Raw genomic sequence first — 23,803 nt, forward strand, 5'->3', positions numbered from 1 at the left:
GCGGCCGCCCCTAGTTGGCGCCGGCGGGCGGCTGCCCGGACGGCTGCGCGGCGGCGCGATTGTGTTCGGCCATGGCGGCATAATCGTCGTGCCGCACCACCTGCAGCCAGACGATGCGCGCCATCAGCAGCCCGAGGCCGATGAACGCGACGATCGCCAGCCCCTTGAGGCGGCGGCGGAAACGGCGCGCGTCGCCGTCATCGCTCGCAGCGCGCGTCACGTCTGCACCAGCTTGCGGTGGCGCTGGATACTCATAAGGATACCGCCGGCGATGCCCAACGTGAGCAGCGCCGTGCCGCCGTAGCTCATATACGGCAGCGGTACGCCGACCACGGGCAGGATGCCGCTGACCATGCCCATGTTGACGAACGCGTAGGTGAAGTAAATCATCGTCATGGCGCCGGCCATCAGGCGGCTGAAGAAATTGGGCGCGTTCCCGGCGATCATCAGGCCGCGCCCGATCAGCAGCAGAAACAACAGCATCAGCACCAGATTGCCGACCAGGCCGAACTCCTCGGAATAGACCGCGAAGATAAAGTCGGTGGTGCGCTCGGGGATGAATTCGAGGTGGGCCTGCGTGCCCTGCGTCCAGCCCTTGCCGGTGATGCCGCCCGAGCCGACCGCGATGGTCGACTGGATGATGTGGAAGCCTTTGCCCAGCGGGTCGGAGGTCGGATCGATCAGGGTCATCACGCGTTCGCGCTGATAGTCGTGCAGCAGCGACCAGATCACCGGCAGGCTCGCGGCGCCGGCCAGCAGCAGCCCGCCCAGCGCCTTCCAGGAAAGGCCGGCCAGGAAGATGACCGAGAAACCCGCCGCCACCACCAGCAACGCGGTGCCGAGGTCGGGCTGCCGGACGATCAGGCCCACAGGCATCATCAACAGCAGCGCGGCGATGGCGTAGCTTTGCCAGCGCAACTGGCCGGCGCGCTGCTGGAAGAACCAGGCCAGCATCATCGGCGTGACGATCTTCATGAACTCCGACGGCTGGATGTCGATCCCCACGTGCAGCCAGCGCCGCGCGCCCAGCTTGATGGTGCCGACCAGCGCCACCGCCACCAGCAGGATCATGCCGACCGTGTAGGCCGGCACCGCGATGCGCATCATCATCTGCGGCGAAATGTTAGCGACCACCCACATCACCACAAACGACAGCAGGATGTTGCGCAGGTGGTCTTCCATCTTGCCGGGAATGCCGATGCTGGCCGAGTACAGCGTGATCGTACTGACCGTCAGCAGCAGCAGGATGATGAAGGTCAGCGGCCCGTCGAACACGGTGAAGTACGGGCGAAGACGGCGCCACAGGGAACGCCTTTCGTTGATGCGCATGCAGATCCTTTTATTCGGTATTGCCCGGGGTTTCAGCACCCGGTTTTTTTTCATCGACCACGCCCTGTTCGGCCTGGAGCTCGGTCACGGAGCGCAGCACCGCGTCCTCCTTGGGCACCGGCGTGGTGTCCTTGTCGCCGGAGCGCTTGCCGAGCATGTAGTAATCGAGGGCCTTGCGGACGATGGGCGCGGCCACGGCGGCGCCGAAGCCGCCGTTTTCCACCACCACGGCGATGGCGATGCGCGGCTTGTCGGCCGGCGCGAAGGCGGTGTACAGCGCGTTGTCGCGCAGGCGCTCCGATATCAGCGCGGCATTGTACTTCTCGTTCTTCTTGATGGCGAACAGCTGCGCGGTCCCGGTCTTGCCGCCGGAGGTGTAGCCGGCGTTGGCGAACGCGCGCGCCGCCGTGCCGCCGGTGGTCACGCCGACCATCGCGCTTTTGACGAAATCGATGTTTTCCTGCTTGAGCGCGATGCGGTAGCTTTCCTTGGGCACCGTCAGCCGGCGCGCGCGCGTGGCCGCGTCCTCGACGATCTTGACCAGGTGCGGCTTCATCACCACGCCGTTGTTGGCCAGGTTGGCCACCGCGTGCGCCATCTGCAGCGGCGTGTAGTTGTTGTAGCCGTTGCCGATGCTGATCGAGATGGTGTCGCCGCCGACCCACTTTTGCGCCGCGACGTTCTTCTTGAAGCGGTTGCGTTTCCATTCCTTCGACGGCAGCACGCCCTGCTTTTCGTGTTCCAGATCGATGCCCGTGAGCTGGCCGAAGCCGAACGGCTTCATAAAGTCGCTGATCGCGTCGATGCCCATGTCGTTGCCAAGCATGTAGTAATAGGTATCGCACGAGTCGACGATCGACTTGTACATATCGACGGTGCCATGGCCGCCCGGCTTGTCGTCGCGGAAGCGGTGCCCGCCCAGGGTGAAGTGGCCCGGATCGGAGATGGCCTGGTGCGGGGTGCGCTTGCCCAGCTCCAGCGCGGCCAGCGCCATGAAGGGTTTGAAGGTCGATCCCGGCGGATAGGTGCCCGACAGCGGGCGGTTGACCATCGGCCGGTCGAGCGAGGTATTGAGTTCGTTCCAGTTTTGCGCGTCGATGCCGTCGACGAACAGGTTCGGGTCGTAGCCGGGCCGCGACACATAGGCCAGGATGTCGCCGGTTTCCGGCTCGATCGCCACCAGCGCGCCGCGCCACTCGCCGAAGGCCTCTTCGATCACCTTTTGCAGCTCGATGTCGATCGACAGTATCAGGTTGTTGCCCGGCGTGGCGTTGGTGCGCGAGAGCGTGCGGATCGCCCGGCCGCCGGCCGACACCTCCACCTCCTCGTAGCCGGTGGTGCCGTGCAGCTGCTTCTCGTAGCTTTTTTCCAGGCCTTCCTTGCCGATCTGGTTGGTGCCGTTGTAGTTGGCCGCGTCGTCGGTTTCGGCGATGGCGCGGGCCTCGGTCTGGTTGACGCGGCCGATATAGCCGATCACGTGCGAGGCCACCTCGCCCAGCGGATACTGGCGGAACAGGCGCGCCTGGATCTCCACGCCGGGAAAACGGAAGCGCTGGGCCGAGAAGCGCGCCACCTCCTCGTCCGTCAGGCGGGTGCGCAGCGGCACGCTCTCGAAGCGCTTGGAGTCTTCCAGCAGCTTCTTGAAGCGTTTGCGGTCCTTGACCTCGATAGCCACCAGCTTGGCCAGCTCGTCGATCGTCTCGTCGAGCGTCATGGCCAGCTTCGAAGGCGTGACCTCGAGCGTGTAAGCCGAGTAGTTACGCGCCAGGACCACGCCGTTGCGGTCCAGTATCAGGCCCCGGTTGGGCGCGATCGGCACGATGGCGATGCGGTTGTCCTCCGCCTTGACGGCGAAGTCGCTGTACTTGACCACTTGCAGCCAGATGAAGCGCGCCAGCAGCAGCCCGAAACAAAGGAACACAAGCCCGCCCAGTACCGTCAGGCGCAGACGGAACTTGTGAAGTTCGCGCTGGTTGTCCTTAAGCTCAGTCATAACGGGCTGGAATCAGATCGGGCGGGTGTGGTCGCGGTCGACCGCGCGCCGCTGTGGCGCCAGCAGCAACCACGTGGCGACCGGCCACAGGGCCACGGCAACCACGCTTTCGACGAAGTAGTACCAGCTCGGGAATTTACCCGAGACGAAAAAGCGTATCACCAGCTGGATCGACTGCGCCATGACCAGCAGCGGAAACACGTGCATCGCCTGCGTCAGCAGCGGGAACCACAGCACGCGCCGGTGCAGCATGATGGCGAAGTACGACAGCAATGTGTAGGCCAGCGCGTTCTCGCCCAGCAGCGTCGAGTCGTGGACATCCATCAGCAGGCCGAGGAAAAAAGCGGTGCCGATGCCGACCTTGCGCGGCTGGTGCACGCCCCAGAACACCAGCACCAGCGCGACGAAATCGGGCACGCCGACGAACTGCCCCCACGGCAGCAGGTTCAGTAAAAAGGCGCAGAACAGGCTGAAGGCGATGAACAGCGGGCTGACCGGCAGCAGAATATAGTGCGGACGATTCATCGTGCCGGCTCCTTCGGTGTGGTGGCGGCGGCCGGGGCCTGGCCTTGGCCAGCTGGTACGGCGGGTGTGGCAGTTGCGGCAGGTGCGACGGCCCTGGTGGCCGCCGGAGTAGCCGGAGCAGCCGTGGTCGCAGCCGGTGCGGCCCCAGCGCGGACCGCCGGCGCGGTGGTTGGCGTTGCAGCGGGCGGCGTCGCCGTTGACGGCGCGGTGGTCGCCGGTTTGGCGGCGGCGCCATTTGCCGGCGTCGTGGCGGCACCGTCGGCCGGCGCGGCCTTCGGCGGCAGCGGCGGCGGCATCACCGGCATCAGTCCCGGCGCGGCGTTGGTGGCGGTGGGCGCAGTGGCGGCCGGCGCGGCCTGGCCGTCGGCGCCCTCTTTCGCCGGATCCTTCACCGGCGCCATCTTGTTATTGCCCTTCTTGAGCGCGCGCGGCTCTTCCGCCGGCGGACGCGGAGGCAGCTCCGGCGTCGACATCAGGATCAGCAACTGGGTATTGTTGGCGACGCCGGCCAGCGGCTGGCAGATCACGCCGCCGAAGGAACCGCCAGCGCTGTTTTCCACCTGCGTCACGCGCGCGACGGCCAGACCGGCCGGATAGATGCCGTCCAGGCCCGAAGTGACGACGATGTCGCCAACCTGGATGTCGGCGTTGGGCGCGGTGAAGCGCAGCTCCAGCGCGCCGACCTTGCCGCGTCCATAAGCGACGCTGCGCAAGCCGTTGCGCAGCAGCTGCACGGGAATGGCCTGCTCCTTGTCGGTCAGCAGCGTGACCTCGGAGGTGAACGGGAATACCCGCGTCACCTGCCCGACCACGCCCTGGTTGTCGATCACCGGCATGCCGAGCATGACGTCGCTCTTGATGCCGCGGTCGAGGATGATCTTGCGGCTGTTGGCGTCGCGCGCGTCGTACAGCACCTCGGCCAGCATCGACTTGACGGGTAGCTGCTCGCGCGCGCCCATCAACTTGCGCAGCTGGTTGTTTTCGACGGTGCGGAGCTGCGCCTGCTGCAGCGCCTGGGCGTCGGCGATCTGCTGGCGTTTCAGCTCATTGACCTGCTTTTTCATCGACGACAACGTGGAGAAGTAATCGCCGACGCCGTAGATGGCGTCGCGCGGCAGCAGCGCGACCATTTGCAGCGGATACAGCACGGTACCCGCGACCTGGCGCACGGTCGACAGTGTGCGCATGCGCGCGTCGACCAACAGCAGTGCAATCGATATGCACGCGAACACCGTCATCTTGACCCGGGCCGAAGCGCCTTGCTTGAAAAGTGGCGGAGGACTGTATTCCATGACTTCCAATAATCCGGCGCTCCCGCGCCCACGAGACTGTCAACTCACCCAAAGCACCGGGGCCGCTGTTTCGCGGCCCCGTCTTGGATTATTCGTAGGAGAAGATCGAGCCCAGTTGGTCCATCCGTTCCAGCGCCATGCCCGAGCCGCGGACCACGCAGGTCAGCGGATCTTCGGCCACCAGCACCGGCAGGCCGGTTTCCTCCATCAGCAGGCGATCCAGATCGCGCAGCAGCGCGCCGCCGCCGGTCAGCATCATGCCTTTTTCGGCGATGTCGGCGCCCAGTTCGGGCGGGGTCTGTTCCAGCGCGTTCTTCACGGCCGAGACGATGTTATTGAGCGGGTCGGTCAGCGCTTCCAGGATTTCGTTGGACGAAATCGTGAACGAGCGCGGAATACCTTCGGACAGGTTGCGGCCCTTGACTTCCATCTCCTTGACTTCCGAACCCGGGAAGGCCGAACCGATGGCCTTCTTGATCGCCTCGGCGGTCTGCTCGCCGATCAGCATGCCGTAGTTGCGGCGGATGTAGTTGACGATCGCCTCGTCGAACTTGTCGCCGCCGACGCGCACCGAGCCTTTATAGACCATGCCGCCCAGCGAGATGATGCCCACCTCGGTGGTGCCGCCGCCGATGTCGACCACCATCGAGCCGGTGGCGTCCGACACCGGCAGGCCGGCGCCGATCGCGGCGGCCATCGGTTCCTCGATCAGGTACACCTGCGAGGCGCCGGCGCCGAGCGCCGATTCGCGGATCGCGCGGCGTTCGACCTGGGTCGAACCGCACGGTACGCAAATGATGATGCGCGGCGAAGGACGGAAGAATTTGGAGTCGTGCACCATGCGGATGAACTGCTTGAGCATTTGCTCGGTGACGGTGAAGTCGGCGATCACGCCGTCTTTCATCGGGCGGATCGCCTCGATGTTGCCGGGGACTTTACCCAGCATCTGCTTTGCTTCCTTACCAACCGCCTGGATCGTTTTCTTGCCGTTGGGGCCGCCTTCTTGGCGGATCGCGACGACCGATGGTTCATCCAGAACGATGCCCTGGCCGCGGACGTAAATCAAGGTGTTGGCCGTGCCCAAGTCGATGGCCAGATCGGTGGAGATATACCTGCGTAAAAAACCAAACATGTGTGTCCTGTGGCGCCGCTGGGTGCGCGTAAGCTGTAGAAAGATGTCCTGTGGTGAGCGGCGGCGGCAATGATTCAGCCCCGGCAACGCATCAACCCGCCATTCTACCTTATAATTTGAATGCGATTTGCCGAAAATCCACCCAAAAGTGTATCGGCCCAGCTTGCAAGTTAAGCGGCAATCGTCCGCTTTTGCCAGCGATTAGCCAGAACTTCAAGTTTTTTATCAATGTAACAATTAAACCCCGCGCGGCCCGTCCGCGCCATTCGCTATGTCCCTGACCCTATCCGACGTAACACGCATTGCCAAACTGGCCCAACTTGAGATGAGCGAGCAGCAAAGCGCCACCGCGCTCGAGCAGCTGAATGGCATTTTCGCGCTGGCCGAACAGATGCAGGCGGTCGACACCGACGGCGTCGCCCCGCTCAGCCACCCGCTGGCGGCGCACATGAACAACATCGCGCTGCGCCTGCGCGAGGACGCGGCCACCGAAACCAATCGCCGCGAGGACTACCAGAGCGTCGCGCCCAAGACACAGGATGGCCTGTACCTTGTGCCGAAAGTGATCGAATAAGCAAAAAAGCGCCGTGGCTTTGCCGTGGTTTACCACGTATCCGCCCCCACCTACGCATCGATCATCCCCGAATTGAATTGAAACGCCATGCACACCAAAACCCTTAAAGAGCTGTCCGCGCTCCTGCAAAGCAAAGCCGTCACCGCCACCGAGCTGGCCACGCACTTCCTCGACCGCATCGAGAAAAGCGACTTGAACGCCTTCCTGCACGTGGACCGCGCCCTGACCCTGGCGCAGGCCGCCGAGGCCGACGCCCGCATCGCCGCCGGCACCGCCACCGCGCTGACCGGCGTGCCGATCGCCCACAAGGACATCTTCGTCACGCGCGACTGGCGCTCGACGGCCGGCTCCAAAATGCTGGCCGACTACGTCAGCCCGTTCGACGCCACCGTCGTCGAGAAGTTCCGCAAGGCCGGCATGGTCACCCTGGGCAAATTGAACTGCGACGAATTCGCCATGGGCTCGGCCAACGAGAACTCGGCCTTCGGCCCGGTCAAGAACCCGTGGGACAAGAACGCCGTGCCGGGCGGCTCGTCGGGCGGCTCGGCCGCCGCCGTCGCCGCCCGCCTGGCGCCGGCCGTCACCGGCACCGACACCGGCGGCTCGATCCGCCAGCCGGCCGCGTTCTGCGGCATCACCGGCATCAAGCCGACCTATGGCCGCGTGTCGCGCTTCGGCATGATCGCCTTCGCCTCGTCGCTCGACCAGGGCGGCCCGATGGCGCAAACGGCCGAGGACTGCGCGCTGCTGCTCAACGCCATGGCCGGCTTCGACGAGCGCGACTCGACCTCGCTGACGCCGGAACTGGGCGGCGTGGAAGAGGACTTCACGCGTGAACTGGGCCAGCCGCTGACCGGCCTGCGCATCGGTGTGCCGAAGGAATACTTCGGCGAAGGCCTGGCGGCCGATGTGGAAGCCGCCGTGCGCGCCGCGCTGGCACAATATGTGGCCTTGGGCGCGACGCTGGTCGACATCTCGCTGCCGAACACCGCGCTGTCGATCCCGGCCTACTACATGATCGCCCCGGCCGAAGCGTCGTCGAACCTGTCGCGCTTTGACGGCGTGCGTTACGGCCACCGCGCCGCGGAATATAAAGACCTGTCGGACATGTACCGCAAAACCCGCGCCGAAGGCTTCGGCGCCGAAGTCAAACGCCGCATCATGGTCGGCACCTATGTGCTGTGCCACGGCTACTACGACGCCTACTACCTCAAGGCGCAAAAGATCCGCCGCCTGATCGCGCAGGACTTCGAAGCGGTGCTCAACGGCCCGAACGCCGTCTGCGACGTCATCATGGGACCGGTCGCGCCGACAGTCGCCTGGGACCTGGGCGACAAGTCCGACGACCCGGTCGCCGCCTACCTGGCAGACATCTTCACGCTGTCGACCAGCCTGGCCGGCCTGCCCGGCATGTCGATCCCGTGCGGCTTCGGCCAGGGCGAGAAGAACGCCAACCGCCCGGTGGGACTGCAAATCATCGGCAAGCATTTCGGCGAAGCGAAGCTGCTCAACGTCGCCCACCAGTATCAGCTGGCGACCGACTGGCACACCCGCGCTCCGGCCGGCATCTAACATAGAACAGAGCGAGAATCATATGGAATGGGAAGTCGTCATCGGTCTTGAGAACCACGTGCAGCTCACGACCGAATCAAAAATCTTCAGCGGCTCGCCGATCAAGTTCGGCGCCGAGCCGAACACGCAAGCCAGTCCGGTGGACCTGGCGCTGCCAGGCGTGCTGCCGGTGATGAACAAGCAGGCGGTCGACCGCGCCATCCGCTTCGGCCTGGCCGTCGGCGCGAAAATCGCGCCGGCGTCGATCTTCGCCCGTAAAAACTACTTCTATCCGGACCTGCCCAAGGGCTACCAGATCAGCCAATTCGAAGACCCGGTGGTCATCGGCGGCTCGCTGACGTTCGGCTACGAGAAGGATGGCGAATTCGTCACCAAGACCGTCAACCTGACGCGCGCGCACCTGGAAGAAGACGCCGGCAAATCGCTGCACGAAGACTACGCCGGCATGAGCGGCATCGACTTGAACCGCGCCGGCACGCCGCTGCTCGAAATCGTCTCCGAGCCGGAAATCCGCAGCGCCGCCGAAGCGGTGGCCTACGCCAAGGCGCTGCACTCGCTGGTCATGTGGCTCGGCGTCTGCGACGGCAACATGCAGGAAGGCTCGTTCCGCTGCGACGTCAACGTCTCGGTGCGCCCTAAAGGCCAAAAGGAATACGGCACCCGCTGCGAGATCAAGAACCTGAACTCCTTCCGCTTCATCGAAGAAGCCGTGCACGTCGAAGTGCGCCGCCAGATCGAATTGATCGAAGACGGCGGCAAGGTCGTGCAAGCCACCCGCCTGTACGATCCGGACCGCAAAGAGACGCGCGAAATGCGCAGCAAGGAAGACGCGCAGGACTACCGCTACTTCCCGGACCCGGACCTGCCGCCGCTGGTGATCTCGGACGAATGGATCTCGAAAGTAAAGGCCTCGATGCCGGAACTGCCGGCCGCCATGCGCGCGCGTTTTGTGAGCGAATACGCGCTGCCGGAATACGACTCGCTCGTGCTGACGGCGTCCAAATCGATGGCGACCTACTTTGTCGCCGTGGTGGAAAAGGCCGGCAAGGAAAACGCCAAGGCCGCCGCCAACTGGCTGATGGGCGACGTTTCGTCGACCCTGAACCGCGAAGGCGTGGACTTGGACGACTCCCCCGTATCGGCCGCGCAGCTGGCCGCGCTGCTCAAGCGCATCGCCGACGGCACGATCTCCAACAAGGCCGCCAAGGAAGTCTTCGCAGGCATGTGGGAGGCCAAATCGACCGACGAGAATCTGGTCGACACGATCATCGAAGCCAAGGGTCTGAAGCAGATCTCGGACACCGGCGCACTCGAAGCGATCGTCAACGACGTCATCGCCGCCAACGCCAAGTCGGTGGAGCAGTACCGCGCCGGCAAGGAAGCGGCGCTCAACGCGCTGATCGGCCAGGCGATGAAAGCCTCGCGCGGCAAGGCCAATCCGGCCCAGCTGACCGAGCTGCTGAAGGCCAAGCTGGCCGGTTAAGCCGATCACATCAGCTACCGGTAACGCCCCGCAAGCCGCGAGACTTGTGGGGCGTTTTCGCAACCGGCGGGGTCTAGCGGTGGTAATACTAGATGCCCACTCCAACGAACTACAAGCTCTACTACCGCTAGTTCCGAACCTGATGAAAGTGCTAGCGAAACTCCCCCCGGCGGATGGTCTCGGTGGTCACGGCCTGAATCTAATCAGGTCGATCCAGGCCCTGTGACTCAAGGCTTGACGCTACGGTTCAAAAACTCCAGCATCTGACTGGCGATCTCGTCGCCATGGGTCTCGATGGCGAAGTGGCCGGTGTCCAGGAAGCGCACTTCCGCTTTCGGGTTGTCGCGCTTGAAGGCCTCGGCGCCGGCAGGGAGGAAGAACGGATCGTTCTTGCCCCAGATCGCCAAGGTCGGCGGGCGGTGGTTGCGGAAAAACTCATGCAGCTGGCTGTACTGCTTGATATTCTGGCCGTAGTCCAGCAGCAAGTCCATCTGCACCTCGACGCCGATGCGCTCGATGGCGGCGTGCGCCAACTGCCACGTTTCCGGCGCGATCAACGACGCATCCCGCACACCCTCGGTGTACTGCCACTTGGTCATGTCCAGCGTATTAAAGCGGCGCAAGGCCTCGCGGTTGGCGACGGTCGGTTCGGCCCAGGCCTTGCGCATATCGGCCCAGCCTTCGCTCAAGCCCTCTTCGTAACCATTACCGTTCTGGGTGACGACCGCCGTGATCTTTTGCGGATTTTTCACCGCCAGGCGCCAGCCGACCGGGGCGCCATAATCGAAGACGTATATCGCGTAGCGCTCCACTCCCTTGGCCACGGTGAAGCCGTCGATCACGCTGGCGAGATTGTCGAAGGTGTAGGCGAACTGCTTGCCGGGCACAACGTTCGTCTGGCCGAAACCTGGCAGATCGGGCGCGATCACATGGTACTTCGCGGCCAATTGCGGTATCAGATTGCGAAACATATACGACGAGGCGCCGAAGCCGTGCAGCAGCAGCACGACTGGCGCCTGGGCCGGACCGGCTTCGCGGTAGAAGACGTTGACGCCCTGTATTTCCATCGTGCGGTGATGGACCTGCACGGGATTGTCTGCGGCGTTGGCGACCAGGGCGGTGGCCAGGCTGGCTGCGGCGAACAGCGACGGTTTGAGGTTCATGATGGTTCCTTTGACTGGTAAACGTTGAGCGGCTTGAATAACCGCTATAATTGATTCAAGTTGGTTACTTGAGACGGAGTATCGGAACTTTTGAGTAACCTGTCAACATAAATTTTAACGGTTACTAAAAATGAGAGTAGAAATGCATCCCGGTAGCGGTTCATCCGAGGCGCCGATGGTGGGCGACCATTTGGCGATGGATCTGCTGAACACCGAGGCCAGCGTGAACGGAGAAACGGTCGACTATTGGCATAGCGGAGACGATGTTCTCAGATGGCTGGCACGGCACGGCATCGTGCCGCTGAGCACGGAAAGCCAGATGGACCTGGACGCACTGCTGACACGCGCGCAAACGCTGCGCTCACTGGTCAAGCGGCTGATCGCGGAACGCAAGGAGGACAGGCTAGGCGATATCGCGGGTCTGGACGCGTATCTGCACGCGCACGTTAGCGCGCCCCACCTGGCGCGCGACAGCGAAGGCCGGCTGACCCTCACGCGCCTGGTGCGCGCAGATCCGGTCGCGTCGATGTTGGGCACGGTGGCCGAGGCGGCGGCGCAACTGCTGGTCGAAGGCGACTTCGACCTCGTCAAGCAATGCGAGCACCCCGAATGTATTCTCTGGTTTTACGACCGCACCAAGGCGCACAAGCGGCGCTGGTGCAGCATGGCCCTGTGCGGCAATCGCTACAAGGCGGCCCAGTTCCGGAAGAAAGCGAGCCGGGGGGCGGATACCGTCGAATGAAAAATTCCCTGACCATCCTGGTGGTGGAAGACCACCCGACGATCGCGCGCCAGATCGTGGACTTCCTCGATGGCCTGAAGTGGCAAACCGACCACGCAGCCACCGGCGCGCTGGCCATCGACCTGGCCACGCGCGAGGCCTACGATGTCATCCTGCTCGACCTCAACCTCCCGGACATCGACGGCCTCGAAGTCTGCCGCGCGATCAAGGCGCGCGCGCCGCGCAACGTGCCGGTGTTGATGCTCACCGCCCGCGACGCGTTCGAAGACAAGGCGCGCGGCTTCAACGGCGGTGCCGACGATTACCTGACCAAACCGTTCGACCTGCGTGAACTGGCCCTGCGCTGCGAGGCGCTGGCGCGGCGCGGACAATTGCATGTCGACCAGCAACTGTGCGTCGGCCCGCTGACGTTGCTTACCAGGGAGCAGCGCACGCTCCACAACGGCGCCCCGGTGCCGCTGACGCAGGCCGGTTTCAAGATTCTGTCCGCGCTGTGCGCCGCGCACCCGCATGCCGTGTCCCGGTCGACGCTGACGCACGCGCTGTGGGGCGCCAATCCGCCGGACAGCGACGCCCTCAAATCCCACATTTACGCACTGCGCAAACAGCTGGAACTGGCCGGTGCGCCGGACATCATCGTCACCATCCCCCAACTCGGCTACCGCCTCAAGCCAGATGTGGCGGATCATGTTTAGGTCGATCCGCCACGGCCTGTTCGCGGCGCTGGCCGGCTTCACGGTGCTGCTGTGTGTTTGCTATACCGGCCTGGCGCTGATTATCTCCTACGTGACCGAGGACATGCTGGTCGACCGCCTGCTGCAGCGGGAGGCGGCCGCCGTGACCGCGCAATTCCAACTGCGCGGCGACATCCAAGCGACCGGCGACCTGATTCGCGTCTACCGCGACGCCGACGCGTTGCCGCCCGTCGTGCGGGCGCAGGTCGCCGCCGGCCGCGAACGCGGCGAGATCTTTACCGACACAGGCCAGCACTATCATTTACGCGTTCTGGATCTCGGCGCGCAGAACGGTCCGCGACGCCTCTACCTGCTGGCCGACGTCGGTCCGCTGCTCGTGGTGTCCAAGCTGTTCCAGGACGTCGGCGGCGTGCTCGTGGCGGTCGCGCTGGGGCTGACCGCCCTGGCGCTGCTGCTCGCCTACCTGCTGTCGCGGCGCCTGGTGCTGCCGCTGCAGGTGCTGGCGGACGAAGTAAAGAGCCTCAAGCCGGAGGGATCGGTCCACTTCAGCGCCCGGCGGCGCCGCGATGAAATCGGCTACCTGGCGGACAAACTCGGCACGACGATCGCCGCGTTACACGCGGCACTGCAGCGCGAGCAGGCCTTCACGCGCGACGTCGGCCATGAGTTGCGCACCCCGCTGACGGTCATGAACAATGTCCTCGGCCAGGCGGCGTCCCGCCCGCTGCAAGCGCATGAGTTATCGCAGCTGCGGGCCGGCCTCGGCGAGCTCGGTGGCACCGTCGACGTCTTGTTCGCCCTGGCGCGCGCGGAACACATCCCGAACCAGGCGGTCGACCTGCGCGGCTGTATCGAGGACAGCCTGCTGCGCCTGCTGGAGACGGCCGGCTGGGACGACGACCGCCTGGCGCTGCAGTTGCCGGAGCGGCTGGAGGTCGCGGGAAACCGCCATCTGTCCATGCTGCTGCTAAATAACTGCCTGGGCAACGCGCTGTTCCATGGCGGCGCCGGCTGCCGGCTGCGGCTGTCGTTCGTCGAGGGCGTGCTCAGCATCGCGAACACGGTGGATCCCGACCGGGCCGGCACGATGCAGGGATTCCTGCACGGCCAGCATCTTTTGCGGCGCATCGCCAAGGCCATGGACTGGGAAATCGCCTTCCACGCCGAAGCGGCGGCGTACCGGGTCGACATCGTGCCTCTCATGCCTCCCGTGCCGCTCGTGCAGCCACGCCCCCGCTGAAACCGGCCGGATTTCACCGGGATTTCACCGCCGGTTTTCTATGCTGCGTACTCCCTAACTTCTTCCGGATACGCAGCATGAAAATCTTTGTCGCTCTGCTGGTCCTCACCTGCACTTCGCAGGCCACTGTCGCGCAAGTGAAATCCCTTCCCCACAAAGAGGAGAAGCGCCGCTACCTGGTCTACACGCCGCCGTCCTATGACAGCGAGCCACGCAAGGCCTTTCCGGTGGTGTTCAACTTCCACGGCGGCGGCATGACCATGGCCGAACAAATGCTTTACACGCAAATGAACCGCGCCGCCGACCGCCACCAGTTCATCGTCGTCTATCCGGCGGGTATCAAGCAGGACTGGAACGTCGGCTTCGGCATGTCCTATCTCGACGGCACCGACGACATCGGCTTTACCGAAGCGCTGCTCGCCAGGCTGAAACAGGACTACCGCGTCGACGGCGAACGCGTGTACGCGGCCGGCCTGTCGCGCGGCGGCTTCTTCGCGCTGAGGATCGCCGCCGAGTTGCCGCACCTGTTCGCGGCCGTCGCCTCGGTCGGCGCGCCAATGCCCGAACCGGTGCTCAAACACCATACCAAGCCCGACAAGGTTGGCGTGCTGCTGCTGCACGGCAGCGCCGACCAGGTGGTGGCCTATGGCGGCAAACCGACCGGGTATTTGTCGGCCGAGGAGACCTTCGGCTATTGGGCGAAATGGAACGGCGCCGGCGCCGACAGCGCCAGCCGCCGTGTCATCGACGCCGATCCGGGCGACGGCACCGACGTCACCTGGGTCGAGCAGAGCAACGGCCGGCAAAGCGTGGCGCTGGCGACCATCAGGGACGGCGGCCACACCTGGCCCGGCGCGGACCCGTTCAACGTCGGCCTGCCGATCGGGAAAACCACCCGCGACATCGACGCCAACGACCTCATCTGGCGCTTCCTCGAAAAGCATCGACGTTGAAACCGACAGTTATTCCGCGCCCGATACACGATGTCATCAAAGCGTCACGCACGCTGCTTAAGATACGCGTTCTTTCACTTTCGGCAATTGCCCAACCATGACACAATCGAATTCGCGTCGCCAGTTCATCCGCAATTTCTCGGTCGGCACCGCCGCCATTTCGCTGTCCGCCTGCGGTGGCGGCGACCCGTACTACCAGCCGATCAGCTTTGCGCACGGCGTGGCCAGCGGCGACCCGCTGAGCGACCGCGTCATCCTGTGGACCCGCGTCACGGCCACGCCCGGCGCCGACGACATGGACGTCGGCTGGATGGTGGCCGAAGACAGCGCCTTCGCCAAAGTCGTCGCCTCCGGCACCGCCCGCGCCGGCGCCGCCGGCGACTACACCGTCAAGGTCGACGCCACCGGCTTGTCGGCCAACCGTGCCTACTACTACCGCTTCCGCTGCCAGGGCGTGGACTCGCCGGTCGGGCGCACCAAGACCTTGCCGACCGGCGCCGTGTCGCGCGCCCGCTTCGCCGTCTTCAGCTGCTCGAACTACCCGGCCGGCTACTTCAACGTCTACGGCGACGCGGCCAAGTTCGACGACATCGACGTCGGCCTGCACTTGGGCGACTACATCTACGAATACGCGGCCGGCGGCTACGCCTCGCAGAACGCCGCCACCCTGAACCGCGTGTCGCAGCCGGCCACCGAGATCATCACCCTGACCGACTACCGTCGCCGCTACCAGCAATACCGCACCGATCCGGACCTGCAGGCGGTGCACGCGCGCATCCCGTTCATCGCCGTCTGGGACGACCACGAGCTGTCGAACGACACTTGGCGCGACGGCGCGGAAAACCACGACCCGCTCACCGAGGGCCTGTGGTCGGCGCGGCGCAAGATGGCGATCCAGGCGTACCACGAATGGATGCCGATCCGCGTGCCCGACGCCGCGCGGCCGGACCGCATCTACCGCTCCTTCGACTTCGGCAACCTGCTGTCGCTGCACATGCTCGACACGCGCGTGATTGGCCGCGACAAGCAATTGGCGTTCGCCAGTTACGTCGGCGCCGACAAGAGCTTCAACAGCGCCGCCTTCGCCGCCGACGTGTCCAACCCGGCGCGCCAGCTGATGGGCGCCGAGCAGACCACGTGGCTGCAAGGCCAGATGAGCAAGTCGACCGCCACCTGGCAGATCCTCGGCCAGCAGGTGCTGATGGCGCGCATGATGCTGCCGGCGCCGATGGTGCTGGGCACCGTCGGCTACCCGACTTACCTCGGCATCGCCGCCAAGGTGCGCGCCGGCGTGGCCCTGAGCGAGACCGAAAAGCAGCAGCTGGCCGCGCCGACGGTGCCGTACAACCTCGACGCCTGGGACGGCTATGCGGCCGCGCGCGAGACGGTGCTCAACATGTCGCGCACGCTCAACAAGAATCTGGTGGTGCTGGCCGGCGACACCCACAACGCCTGGGCCAGCGACCTGGCCGACGTCAACGGCCAGGCGGTCGGCGTCGAATTCGGCGTGCCGTCGGTGACCTCGCCCGGCTTCGAGAGCTACTTCCCGGGCGCCGCGCCGGCGACCGTGGCGGGCGGCATGGAACAGCTGATCGGACCACTGCAATATGCGGAAACGTCGTTGCGCGGCTTCGTGGTGCTGACGGTGACGCCGACCGAAACGCGCGCCGAGTACCGCTATGTCGACACCATCCAGTCGAAGACCTACAGCGCGTCGGTCGGCAAGACCTTGCGCATGCTGCCGGGCGCGGCGAACCGCCAGCTCGTGGCGGGCTGACAATGAGAAAGCCGCGCGCTGCGCGGCTTATTTTTCGGGCCGCGCGGCGCCCTATTCGAGCACGGCGCTGATCGCCAGCGGCGTGCTGCTGGTGAGCACCTGGACGCCGCCGGGATGGGCAGTAAAACGATAAACGAAGTTGCGGAAGCCGGCCAGCGCGTCGCCGGCAAAAGCCGGACCGTCCCTGCCGGCCAACAGCACCGGGGCCGTGCCCTCACCTTTGACCACCCGCAGTTGCGGCGCCTCGCCCGCCGCGTAGGAGAACTGCACGCCGGCGCAGTTCTTGCCGCCGGTCGCGCCTACGTAGCGCAAATAGGCCGCCATCTGTTCGCACGCGGTCGCCAGGTCGGCGACCGCGTACACGCCATCGGCGCGCGTCACCAGCGACACCCAAGGACCGGAAAAAAACTGCCGCGCCGGACGGTTCAATACCAGCTCCGCGTTCTCGTCATAGGCCGCCTTGGAAAACGGAAAAACCGCCCGCCCCAACGCGTCCAGCGGCAAATCGACGCGCGTCGTCTTGCCGACCAGCGTCAGGCGCAGTCCCTCACCCTGTGCGCCCGCCTCGCGCTGGCGAAGGCGAAAGTGATTCTGCAAAAACTGCTTCGGCTTGCCGTACTTTTCAAACCAGATCATCTGCCGGTAGACGTCCCGGTAGCTGATCCAGTCCGACGTCTGCTGCGCCCAACAAAGCGTGGGCGCGACGACAAGCCAGAGCAGGAAGAATTTGACCATGACGTTCTAGAACCGGTATGCCAGCCCGCTGGACCACGTCACGACATTGCGCCGCCCGACGATCGGACTGGCGGCCGGTTCATTGCCCAGACGCTGGGCCGACACGGCGGTGTTGATCAACCAACGGCTGCTCAACTCCCAGTTCCAGTTGGCGCCCGCGTTCACCGCCATCACGCCGCCGGACGGGCGGTAGGCGCCGAACACCTCGTAGCGCTCCCGCATGACGGCCCCGCTGCCCAGCGTAGCACCGGCGGAAAACGTGATGGTGTGGTGCGGCACCACCGATGCCAGCGTCTTTTGCAGCCCCACGCTGCCAGCTAAGCCACCGGCGCTGGTATCGTAGGCTGCGCTGGTCAGCAGGCGCACCCGCCAGCCCAGATAGTAGTTATAGAATCCGCCGGCGTCCCACGAACCCTTGATGGAATGCGTATTGGCCAGCCGGCGGTTGTCGCCCGGTTCGCGGCCGTTGCTATCCAATAGCAGCGGGCCGTACTCCACCCCCGGCGTGTGCGACAGATGCATGCCAACCACGCCGCTGGCGGAAACGAAGATACCGTTGCTCCACTGGACCTGAAGCAGCGGCCGCAGCGCGGTCGACGGCTCGTGGTCGTCGACCGACGACAGGCGGGAGGCGATCGCCAGTCCCACGTACATATCGGTGCTCCCGTCTGGCATCATGCCAACGGCGCCATCGTCCGCCAGCGCCGGCAGCGCGGCCAGGGAAAGTAACGCGAATATCGGGGACAGCTGGTTCATGTTTTCCTTAAAAGCCGAAGCGCGCGCCGAGCGATAACTTGTTCATCTTCGCCGTCAACCCTTCGTATTTGATCTTGCTCGTGTGTTCGAACTCCAATTGCAGCGACACGTCGCCGGCCACCCTCCAAGCGGCGCCGACGCCCAAGTACGCGCCATTCTTGTGCGCAGTGCGGGCCTCGCTGGTGCCGCCGCCGGTCAGATCGACCTTGAGCCGCCCCTGCGCCACGCCGGACTTGCCGTACAGCGACCAGTCGTCGCCAAGCCGCCAGGTGCTCCGCAAGGCGAGATAGGCCATTTGGGTGCTGACCTCCATCCGCCCGCCGGCCAGCTCGTAACCGGTCGAGCCGCCGAAGCCCTGATAGCCGGTCTCCAGCGCCCAGACGGGCGTCAACACGTAGCCGGCGAACACGCCGACGCGCCGCTGATGCGTAGCGGCGTCGTGGCGGGTCGTCACGCCCCCATTGCGCTCGTTGACGTAGCCGTCGATGCGCGAGCCGATGTTGGCGCCCAAATACAGGTCCTCGGCCTGCGCGGAAGGCGCGAGGGCGGGGGCGAGGACGAGGGTGACGGCGGCACTTGCAAGGATTTTTTTCATGATGGTTTCCGGGTTGAGGTAAGAGCCTCGAATGTTAAAACCGGCCGCCGCTGAAATCCCCCTCGGACTGTCTACCAATTGTCGTCAATTTGTAGGACGCATTTGTATAGAAAGTGTACGAATCTGTATGCGATTGTCTGATTTGCCACGCCGGCGCCGCGTGCCGCTACAATGCTGATCCAAAAGGAGGCCCGATGCAGCGAGTGATGCTGGTGGAAGACGATGCGCGCCTGGCAGCGCTGGTCAAGGAATATCTCGGCGAATTCGAATACGAGGTCGATGTGGTCACCCGCGGCGACCGCGCGCTCGATCGCTTCAGCGCCACCCGGCCCGACCTGGTGATCCTGGACCTGACGCTGCCCGGCATCGATGGCATGGTCGTCTGCCGCCAGCTGCGCCAGCTAAGCCCCGTGCCGATACTGATCCTGACCGCGCGCGAGGACATGTTCGACGAAGTGTCCGGACTCGAACAAGGCGCCGACGACTACGTCAACAAGCCGATCCAGCCGCGCGTGCTGCTGGCGCGGCTGCGCGCGCTGCAGCGGCGCGGCAGCGCACCGGTCGACAGCGACGTAGTGGTCGGCGCGCTGCGCATCTCGCGCGCCAACCGCGCGGTGTTCTGGCGCGACGACGAGGTGGCGATGAACGGCGCCGAGTTCAAGCTGTTCCTGATCCTGGCCGAGGCGGCAGGCAAGGTCCTGTCGCGCAACGACATCCTGATCAAAATGCGCGGCATCGAGTTCGACGGCCTTGACCGCAGCATCGACAATTGCATCTCGCGGCTGCGCCGCAAATTCGACGACGGCGCCGCCGAACGCATCAAAACCGTCTGGGGCGAAGGCTATCTGTTTAGCCCATCGGCCTGGGAATGAACCGGATTTTTCCACGCTTCGCGGCGCTGGTGCTGCTGGCCATCAGCGTGGGCACCCTGGTCGTCTACGCCGCCTTCAGCGCCCTGTTCGGCGATCCGGTCGACGAAATCGCACGGCGCCAGGCCACCGGCCAGATCTTCCTGCTCGAGCAATATATCGACCAGGCCCCGGCCGACCAATGGCTGGCGCGCCTCAACAAGGTTCGCGAGGTGTCGGAGGCCACCTTCGAGCTGGTGCCGCTGCCGGCCGCACTGGCCGCGCTGCCGGCATCGAAACAGGCGCGGCTCAATCAAGGCGCCATCGTCATCGACCCCGGCACCGCATCCTTCTACCGCCGCGTCGACCTGACCGGCGCGCGCTACATCGGCAGCGGGGACGACGTGATCCACGCGCAGCGCCTGCCCATCGACATCGGCCAGGCGCTGGCGATGGAGGTGATCCGCTTCGGCGTGATCGCCCTGTGCCTGCTGGTGCCGATCGGCTGGTGGTCGCGGCGCCACTGGCGCGATTTGCAGGCGCTGTCGCGGGTCGCCGACGATTTCGGCCGGGGCGACCTGAGCGCGCGCGCCGCGCCACGCGCCACCTCGAGCGTCGCCCCGCTGGCCGGCCGCATCAACGACATGGCCGGGCGCATCGCGCTGCTGCTCGAGACGCGCAAGCACTTGCTGCATTCGGTATCGCACGAACTACGCACGCCGATCGCGCGGCTCGAATTCGCACTCGAGCTGCTGCGCCATCGGCATGGCGCCGCCGATCCCGCGCTGGAGCAACGCGTGCTGGCGATGGAGAGCGATGTCGACGAGCTCAAAACGCTGGTCAACGAACTGCTCGATCTGACCCAACTCGATCACGCCGGCGCCATGTCGACGCGACGCTTCGCGCTGGCGCCGATGCTGCGCCGCTGCGCGCCATCGGCGGCGCTGCGCTACGACGCCAGCCTTGCGCCCGACCTGGGAGATCTCGATGGCGACGAACGGCTGCTGGCCCGCGCGCTCAACAACCTGCTGGGCAACGCCGTGAAATACGCCGCCTCGCGCGTGACGCTGCGCGCCGCGCGCGAGGGCGATGGCGCGGGGCCCGTTGTCATCGTGGTCGAAGACGATGGTCCGGGGATTCCGCTGGACGCGCGCGGCAAGGTGTTCGATCCCTTCGTGCGGCTGGCGCGCGAGCAGGACGACGCCGTCGGCGGCTATGGACTCGGGCTGTCGATCGCGCTCAAGGCGGTGCGACTGCACCACGGCGATATCGCGGTCGATGACTCTCCGCTGGGCGGTGCGCGTTTCACGATCAGACTGCCGGCGTGATGGCACGCGCTGCGCGGCAAGCCGGTCGACTCGACCTTGAAAGTGCAATAAGTCGGGTCGCTGGAATAGGCAGGCCTCCCGCCCTGTGACGATTGGTTCCGGGGCGGGAACCTAGGCGAGCGGCAGCCGCATCCAATCGAGGATGTCGGCAAAGATTTGCTCGCGATTGAGCTCGTTGAAATTCTCGTGATAGTTTTGCGGATGGCGCTGATACGTCAGCAGCGACGCCGGCACTGACTTGAGCATGGCCTCGGACGCGTCGGCGTCGGCCAGCTTGTCGTCCCCCGCCACCACGGCGAACAGGTGGTGCCGCCACGACGGCAGCCGCGCCGCCAGTCCCCGCTGCGCCGCCGTCAGCGCGTTGCCGAAGCGGACCGTGATCTCGGTGGCGCGCACGCCGTCGCGCTCGTCGGCGTGATGGCGCGCGGTGATGGCGCTGTCGTGCGTGAGCACATCGGTCAACGGCGCCAGCGGCACCTTCATGCGCGGCGCCAGCGCGCCCAGCACGCCGGCCAGCGCCAGCAGCGTCGGCGACACCTTGATCGCGTTGACGTAGTAAGGCGACGACAGGATAAAGCCTGCGATGGCGGCGTCGTCTGCGAAGTGGCCCAGTCCCAGATGCGTGGCAATCAGCGCGCCCATCGAATGGCCCATGACGAACACCGGCACACCCGGATACTCACGCTTGACCCAGTGCAGGAACAGCACGCTGTCGTCAAGAAACACGTGAAAGCCGGGGATATCGACCCGGCGCGCGTCCTGATGCCCGCACAGGTCGTAGGCGACGGTGGCGACGCCATGCTGGCGGAAATAAAGCGCCGGCGTGACATAGTCGCCGCCGTGCGCCATGCCGCCGTGGATGGCAAGCAGCACGGCACGAGGGGGCGTCGGCGCCGCCGGCTCCCAGATATGAATGCGCCGCTCGGCCTGGCCGCAACGAAAAGCGGCCAGCCGCGTTTCGGCGAAGCGCATCAGGCGGTGATGCTGAGCGTGATGCCCATTTCGACCAGCAAGGTCAAATCGGCCAGCGTGAAGTCCAGGCTGGGTGTCGCCGCGCCACGCTCGGTGGTGAACGAGACGCGCAGTTCGGCCGCCACGTCCGAGCGTTCGAAGTGGATGCCTCGCGCCTGGCACTCGGCCAGATAGTGGCGGATCTGCTTGAGCAGCTCGTCCGGATTCTCGTCCGTGCCGATGCCGACATAGAAGCCGGAATCGATGCGCACCCGGCCGTCGGGTTTGACATCGCCCTTTTGCCAGTCGCTATCGGGTTCGGTCGGCAAGCCGTCGCGGACGTCCGCCAGCCCGTCGTCGTCGCCGTGTACCTTCATTGTTGCGATGTTCATGGATCTGCCTTGTTTGTCGACGGCCTGTATGCCGTCTCAAAAGGTTACACCAAAGAAATATCAAAGTCTAGCAATATGGCCGATTCGACAATGCACAAACACCAAACCGAGCGATAGATCAGGCGATTCCGTAGCGTTCGCGATACGCCGCCACGGCGTCTTTATGTTGCAGCAACTGCGGATCGGCGCCCTTGCCGTTCAAATACGCGAACAGGTCATCCAGGTTGCCGATCGAAATCACCGGAATATTGTAAAGGTTGGACACTTCCTGCACCGCCGAATTCGGCGACAGCACGCCGTTCGCGTCGCCCGAGCGCTCCATGCGGTCAAGCGCGATCAGCACCGCGCACGGCTCGGCGCCAGCGGCGCGTATCATCTCCACCGATTCGCGCACCGAGGTGCCGGCCGAGATCACGTCGTCAATGATGACAACCTTGCCTTGCAGCTTGGCGCCGACCAGGTTGCCGCCTTCGCCGTGCGCCTTGGCTTCCTTGCGGTTGAAGGCGAACGAGGTATTTCGGCCCTTGCCGGCCAGCGCCACGGCTGTGGCCGACGCCAGGGTGATGCCCTTGTAGGCCGGGCCGAACAGCATGTCGAACTCGATGCCGGAATCGAGCAGCGTCTGCGCGTAGAACTGTGCCAGCTGGGCCAGGGTCGCTCCGTCGTGGAACAGGCCGGCGTTGAAGAAGTAAGGCGACTGGCGCCCGGCCTTGGTGGTGAACTCGCCGAAGCGCAACACACCGGTGTTGACTGAAAACTCGATAAATTGCTGACGTAGATTGTTCATGCTGCCTCATTTCTTTAAAGTGCCCGTATTTTAACGCTACACTAACGCATTCCAAAATGCTGTCTCATTTTTAAGCACTCTTTCTTAAGCACCTCTCCATGCCAAAAATCATCTCCGCCAACCTGAACGGCATCCGTTCGGCATCCTCCAAGGGCTTTTTCACGTGGATGGCCACGCAGGACGCCGACTTCATCTGCGTACAAGAACTCAAGGCGCAGGCCCCGGACATGACGCCCGAGTTCCTGAACCCGGGCGGCTACCACGGCCACTTCCACTATGCCGAGAAAAAGGGTTACTCGGGCACCGGCGTCTACAGCAAGATCGAACCGGACCGCGTGGTCATTGGCTTCGGCGCGCCGGAATTCGATGCCGAGGGCCGCTACGTTCGTTGCGATTTCGGTAATCTCAGCGTGATTTCGGTATATTGCCCGTCGGGCTCATCGGGCCCGGAGCGTCAGGAGGCCAAGTTCCGCTTCATGGCGCTGTTCCTGCCACACCTGCAGCAGCTGCACGCCGAAGGCCGCGAAGTGGTCATCTGTGGCGACTGGAACATCGCCCACAAAGAAATCGACTTGAAAAACTGGAAGGGCAACAAGAAAAATTCGGGCTTCCTGCCGGAGGAGCGCGAATGGATGACGCGCGTGTTCGACGAAGTGGGCTTTGTCGACGTGCACCGTGGCCTGGACCCGCGCGAGGAGCAGTACACGTGGTGGAGCAACCGCGGCCAGGCGTATGCGAAAAACGTCGGCTGGCGCATCGACTATCACGTGGCGACGCCGGGCATCGCCGCCAGGGCCACCACGGTGGCGGTGTACAAGGAACAGAAGTTTTCCGATCATGCGCCGTTGATCATCGACTACGCGCACGACTGAGGACTACGCGCACGACCGAGCGCGTGTGCACGTCAATGAGCGATAAAGGGCGACCGCTCTCCCCCGGTC

General features: G+C 64.8%; 24 protein-coding genes. 11 read left to right on the forward strand and 13 right to left on the reverse strand.

Annotated features, from left to right (window positions below; genetic code table 11):
* Positions 1-10 precede the first annotated feature (10 nt).
* The 6 genes from ACZ0BA_RS18595 to ACZ0BA_RS18620 form a co-directional block, all read right to left on the reverse strand.
* Positions 11-220 carry a hypothetical protein gene (locus ACZ0BA_RS18595; protein ID WP_463452689.1) on the reverse strand — a complete coding sequence of 70 codons (210 nt, stop codon included), beginning with the start codon at positions 218-220 and terminating at the stop codon, positions 11-13.
* The gene (gene rodA, locus ACZ0BA_RS18600) at positions 217-1,329 is read right to left on the reverse strand and encodes a rod shape-determining protein RodA (RefSeq protein ID WP_463452690.1); all 1,113 of its coding nucleotides are present in this window, start codon (positions 1,327-1,329) and stop codon (positions 217-219) included. The genes ACZ0BA_RS18595 and rodA overlap by 4 nt, the downstream gene beginning before the upstream one ends.
* A gap of 10 nt (positions 1,330-1,339) precedes the next feature.
* Complete coding sequence (mrdA, locus tag ACZ0BA_RS18605) at positions 1,340-3,322, reverse strand: penicillin-binding protein 2 (protein WP_463452691.1); 1,983 nt, start codon at positions 3,320-3,322, stop codon at positions 1,340-1,342.
* Positions 3,323-3,334: 12 nt separating this feature from the next.
* Positions 3,335-3,847, reverse strand: coding sequence for a rod shape-determining protein MreD (mreD, locus tag ACZ0BA_RS18610; protein ID WP_463452692.1), 513 nt, complete (start codon positions 3,845-3,847; stop codon positions 3,335-3,337).
* On the reverse strand, positions 3,844-5,139 hold the full coding sequence (gene mreC, locus ACZ0BA_RS18615) for a rod shape-determining protein MreC (RefSeq protein WP_463452693.1): 1,296 nt from the start codon (positions 5,137-5,139) through the stop codon (positions 3,844-3,846). The genes mreD and mreC overlap by 4 nt, the downstream gene beginning before the upstream one ends.
* 88 nt (positions 5,140-5,227) lie before the next feature.
* Positions 5,228-6,271 carry a rod shape-determining protein gene (locus ACZ0BA_RS18620; protein ID WP_008445008.1) on the reverse strand — a complete coding sequence of 348 codons (1,044 nt, stop codon included), beginning with the start codon at positions 6,269-6,271 and terminating at the stop codon, positions 5,228-5,230.
* A gap of 271 nt (positions 6,272-6,542) precedes the next feature.
* Between ACZ0BA_RS18620 and gatC the strand changes: the two genes are divergently transcribed.
* The 3 genes from gatC (at position 6,543) to gatB (ending at position 9,900) form a co-directional block, all read left to right on the forward strand.
* On the forward strand, positions 6,543-6,845 hold the full coding sequence (gene gatC, locus ACZ0BA_RS18625) for an Asp-tRNA(Asn)/Glu-tRNA(Gln) amidotransferase subunit GatC (protein ID WP_463452694.1): 303 nt from the start codon (positions 6,543-6,545) through the stop codon (positions 6,843-6,845).
* Between the two features lie 87 nt (positions 6,846-6,932).
* Positions 6,933-8,417 (forward strand): Asp-tRNA(Asn)/Glu-tRNA(Gln) amidotransferase subunit GatA, encoded by a 1,485-nt coding sequence (gatA, locus tag ACZ0BA_RS18630; RefSeq protein WP_463452695.1) that lies wholly within the window; start codon positions 6,933-6,935, stop codon positions 8,415-8,417.
* Between the two features lie 22 nt (positions 8,418-8,439).
* Entirely contained in the window at positions 8,440-9,900 is a 1,461-nt protein-coding gene (gene gatB, locus ACZ0BA_RS18635; RefSeq protein ID WP_463452696.1) for an Asp-tRNA(Asn)/Glu-tRNA(Gln) amidotransferase subunit GatB, read from the forward strand.
* Positions 9,901-10,127: 227 nt separating this feature from the next.
* Here the strand turns inward: gatB and ACZ0BA_RS18640 are convergent, their stop codons facing one another.
* Positions 10,128-11,063 carry an alpha/beta fold hydrolase gene (locus tag ACZ0BA_RS18640; protein WP_463452697.1) on the reverse strand — a complete coding sequence of 312 codons (936 nt, stop codon included), beginning with the start codon at positions 11,061-11,063 and terminating at the stop codon, positions 10,128-10,130.
* A 130-nt stretch (positions 11,064-11,193) separates the two neighbouring features.
* Between ACZ0BA_RS18640 and ACZ0BA_RS18645 the strand changes: the two genes are divergently transcribed.
* The 5 genes from ACZ0BA_RS18645 (at position 11,194) to ACZ0BA_RS18665 (ending at position 16,470) form a co-directional block, all read left to right on the forward strand.
* Positions 11,194-11,805 (forward strand): CGNR zinc finger domain-containing protein, encoded by a 612-nt coding sequence (locus tag ACZ0BA_RS18645; RefSeq protein ID WP_463452698.1) that lies wholly within the window; start codon positions 11,194-11,196, stop codon positions 11,803-11,805.
* Entirely contained in the window at positions 11,802-12,500 is a 699-nt protein-coding gene (locus ACZ0BA_RS18650) for a response regulator transcription factor (RefSeq protein WP_463452699.1), read from the forward strand. Before ACZ0BA_RS18645 ends, ACZ0BA_RS18650 begins: the two co-directional genes overlap by 4 nt.
* Positions 12,493-13,740, forward strand: a complete 1,248-nt coding sequence (locus tag ACZ0BA_RS18655) for a sensor histidine kinase (RefSeq protein WP_463452700.1) — start codon at positions 12,493-12,495, stop codon at positions 13,738-13,740. The genes ACZ0BA_RS18650 and ACZ0BA_RS18655 overlap by 8 nt, the downstream gene beginning before the upstream one ends.
* Before the next feature lie 77 nt (positions 13,741-13,817).
* Positions 13,818-14,693, forward strand: coding sequence for an extracellular catalytic domain type 1 short-chain-length polyhydroxyalkanoate depolymerase (locus tag ACZ0BA_RS18660; protein WP_463452701.1), 876 nt, complete (start codon positions 13,818-13,820; stop codon positions 14,691-14,693).
* A 97-nt stretch (positions 14,694-14,790) separates the two neighbouring features.
* Complete coding sequence (locus ACZ0BA_RS18665) at positions 14,791-16,470, forward strand: alkaline phosphatase D family protein (RefSeq protein WP_463452702.1); 1,680 nt, start codon at positions 14,791-14,793, stop codon at positions 16,468-16,470.
* A gap of 51 nt (positions 16,471-16,521) precedes the next feature.
* On the opposite strand, the gene ACZ0BA_RS18670 is transcribed toward ACZ0BA_RS18665, so the two are convergent.
* From ACZ0BA_RS18670 to ACZ0BA_RS18680, 3 genes are read right to left on the reverse strand one after another with little or no spacing between them, the layout of a single operon-like run.
* Positions 16,522-17,205, reverse strand: a complete 684-nt coding sequence (locus tag ACZ0BA_RS18670; RefSeq protein ID WP_463452703.1) for a hypothetical protein — start codon at positions 17,203-17,205, stop codon at positions 16,522-16,524.
* Positions 17,206-17,211: 6 nt separating this feature from the next.
* The gene (locus tag ACZ0BA_RS18675; RefSeq protein ID WP_463452704.1) at positions 17,212-17,961 is read right to left on the reverse strand and encodes a MipA/OmpV family protein; all 750 of its coding nucleotides are present in this window, start codon (positions 17,959-17,961) and stop codon (positions 17,212-17,214) included.
* Between the two features lie 7 nt (positions 17,962-17,968).
* Entirely contained in the window at positions 17,969-18,556 is a 588-nt protein-coding gene (locus ACZ0BA_RS18680; RefSeq protein ID WP_463452705.1) for a porin family protein, read from the reverse strand.
* Between the two features lie 194 nt (positions 18,557-18,750).
* On the opposite strand from ACZ0BA_RS18680, the gene ACZ0BA_RS18685 reads away from it, so the two are divergent.
* Complete coding sequence (locus ACZ0BA_RS18685) at positions 18,751-19,428, forward strand: response regulator (protein WP_463452706.1); 678 nt, start codon at positions 18,751-18,753, stop codon at positions 19,426-19,428.
* Complete coding sequence (locus tag ACZ0BA_RS18690; RefSeq protein ID WP_463452707.1) at positions 19,425-20,732, forward strand: ATP-binding protein; 1,308 nt, start codon at positions 19,425-19,427, stop codon at positions 20,730-20,732. The genes ACZ0BA_RS18685 and ACZ0BA_RS18690 overlap by 4 nt, the downstream gene beginning before the upstream one ends.
* 111 nt (positions 20,733-20,843) lie before the next feature.
* Here the strand turns inward: ACZ0BA_RS18690 and ACZ0BA_RS18695 are convergent, their stop codons facing one another.
* The 3 genes from ACZ0BA_RS18695 to pyrE all read right to left on the reverse strand — a co-directional run bounded on the left by ACZ0BA_RS18695 (position 20,844) and on the right by pyrE (position 22,862).
* Positions 20,844-21,704 (reverse strand): alpha/beta fold hydrolase, encoded by an 861-nt coding sequence (locus ACZ0BA_RS18695; protein WP_463452708.1) that lies wholly within the window; start codon positions 21,702-21,704, stop codon positions 20,844-20,846.
* Entirely contained in the window at positions 21,704-22,075 is a 372-nt protein-coding gene (locus tag ACZ0BA_RS18700) for a hypothetical protein (protein ID WP_463452709.1), read from the reverse strand. The genes ACZ0BA_RS18695 and ACZ0BA_RS18700 overlap by 1 nt, the downstream gene beginning before the upstream one ends.
* Before the next feature lie 118 nt (positions 22,076-22,193).
* On the reverse strand, positions 22,194-22,862 hold the full coding sequence (pyrE, locus tag ACZ0BA_RS18705; protein WP_463452710.1) for an orotate phosphoribosyltransferase: 669 nt from the start codon (positions 22,860-22,862) through the stop codon (positions 22,194-22,196).
* 98 nt (positions 22,863-22,960) lie between these two features.
* Between pyrE and ACZ0BA_RS18710 the strand changes: the two genes are divergently transcribed.
* On the forward strand, positions 22,961-23,734 hold the full coding sequence (locus ACZ0BA_RS18710) for an exodeoxyribonuclease III (protein ID WP_463452711.1): 774 nt from the start codon (positions 22,961-22,963) through the stop codon (positions 23,732-23,734).
* The last annotated feature ends 69 nt before the right edge of the window (positions 23,735-23,803 follow it).

It is taken from the genome of Duganella sp. AC917, assembly GCF_979258245.1.

What these genes read in the sequence shown, in the direction of transcription:
- rodA (WP_463452690.1), bottom strand. Translation starts at nt 1,329, where the DNA reads ATGCGCATCAACGAAAGGCGTTCCCTGTGGCGCCGTCTTCGCCCGTAC.
- mrdA (WP_463452691.1), bottom strand. Translation starts at nt 3,322, where the DNA reads ATGACTGAGCTTAAGGACAACCAGCGCGAACTTCACAAGTTCCGTCTG.
- mreD (WP_463452692.1), bottom strand. Translation starts at nt 3,847, where the DNA reads ATGAATCGTCCGCACTATATTCTGCTGCCGGTCAGCCCGCTGTTCATC.
- mreC (WP_463452693.1), bottom strand. Translation starts at nt 5,139, where the DNA reads ATGGAATACAGTCCTCCGCCACTTTTCAAGCAAGGCGCTTCGGCCCGG.
- ACZ0BA_RS18620 (WP_008445008.1), bottom strand. Translation starts at nt 6,271, where the DNA reads ATGTTTGGTTTTTTACGCAGGTATATCTCCACCGATCTGGCCATCGAC.
- gatC (WP_463452694.1), top strand. Translation starts at nt 6,543, where the DNA reads ATGTCCCTGACCCTATCCGACGTAACACGCATTGCCAAACTGGCCCAA.
- gatA (WP_463452695.1), top strand. Translation starts at nt 6,933, where the DNA reads ATGCACACCAAAACCCTTAAAGAGCTGTCCGCGCTCCTGCAAAGCAAA.
- gatB (WP_463452696.1), top strand. Translation starts at nt 8,440, where the DNA reads ATGGAATGGGAAGTCGTCATCGGTCTTGAGAACCACGTGCAGCTCACG.
- ACZ0BA_RS18640 (WP_463452697.1), bottom strand. Translation starts at nt 11,063, where the DNA reads ATGAACCTCAAACCGTCGCTGTTCGCCGCAGCCAGCCTGGCCACCGCC.
- ACZ0BA_RS18645 (WP_463452698.1), top strand. Translation starts at nt 11,194, where the DNA reads ATGAGAGTAGAAATGCATCCCGGTAGCGGTTCATCCGAGGCGCCGATG.
- ACZ0BA_RS18650 (WP_463452699.1), top strand. Translation starts at nt 11,802, where the DNA reads ATGAAAAATTCCCTGACCATCCTGGTGGTGGAAGACCACCCGACGATC.
- ACZ0BA_RS18655 (WP_463452700.1), top strand. Translation starts at nt 12,493, where the DNA reads ATGTTTAGGTCGATCCGCCACGGCCTGTTCGCGGCGCTGGCCGGCTTC.
- ACZ0BA_RS18660 (WP_463452701.1), top strand. Translation starts at nt 13,818, where the DNA reads ATGAAAATCTTTGTCGCTCTGCTGGTCCTCACCTGCACTTCGCAGGCC.
- ACZ0BA_RS18665 (WP_463452702.1), top strand. Translation starts at nt 14,791, where the DNA reads ATGACACAATCGAATTCGCGTCGCCAGTTCATCCGCAATTTCTCGGTC.
- ACZ0BA_RS18670 (WP_463452703.1), bottom strand. Translation starts at nt 17,205, where the DNA reads ATGGTCAAATTCTTCCTGCTCTGGCTTGTCGTCGCGCCCACGCTTTGT.
- ACZ0BA_RS18675 (WP_463452704.1), bottom strand. Translation starts at nt 17,961, where the DNA reads ATGAACCAGCTGTCCCCGATATTCGCGTTACTTTCCCTGGCCGCGCTG.
- ACZ0BA_RS18680 (WP_463452705.1), bottom strand. Translation starts at nt 18,556, where the DNA reads ATGAAAAAAATCCTTGCAAGTGCCGCCGTCACCCTCGTCCTCGCCCCC.
- ACZ0BA_RS18685 (WP_463452706.1), top strand. Translation starts at nt 18,751, where the DNA reads ATGCAGCGAGTGATGCTGGTGGAAGACGATGCGCGCCTGGCAGCGCTG.
- ACZ0BA_RS18690 (WP_463452707.1), top strand. Translation starts at nt 19,425, where the DNA reads ATGAACCGGATTTTTCCACGCTTCGCGGCGCTGGTGCTGCTGGCCATC.
- ACZ0BA_RS18695 (WP_463452708.1), bottom strand. Translation starts at nt 21,704, where the DNA reads ATGCGCTTCGCCGAAACGCGGCTGGCCGCTTTTCGTTGCGGCCAGGCC.
- ACZ0BA_RS18700 (WP_463452709.1), bottom strand. Translation starts at nt 22,075, where the DNA reads ATGAACATCGCAACAATGAAGGTACACGGCGACGACGACGGGCTGGCG.
- pyrE (WP_463452710.1), bottom strand. Translation starts at nt 22,862, where the DNA reads ATGAACAATCTACGTCAGCAATTTATCGAGTTTTCAGTCAACACCGGT.
- ACZ0BA_RS18710 (WP_463452711.1), top strand. Translation starts at nt 22,961, where the DNA reads ATGCCAAAAATCATCTCCGCCAACCTGAACGGCATCCGTTCGGCATCC.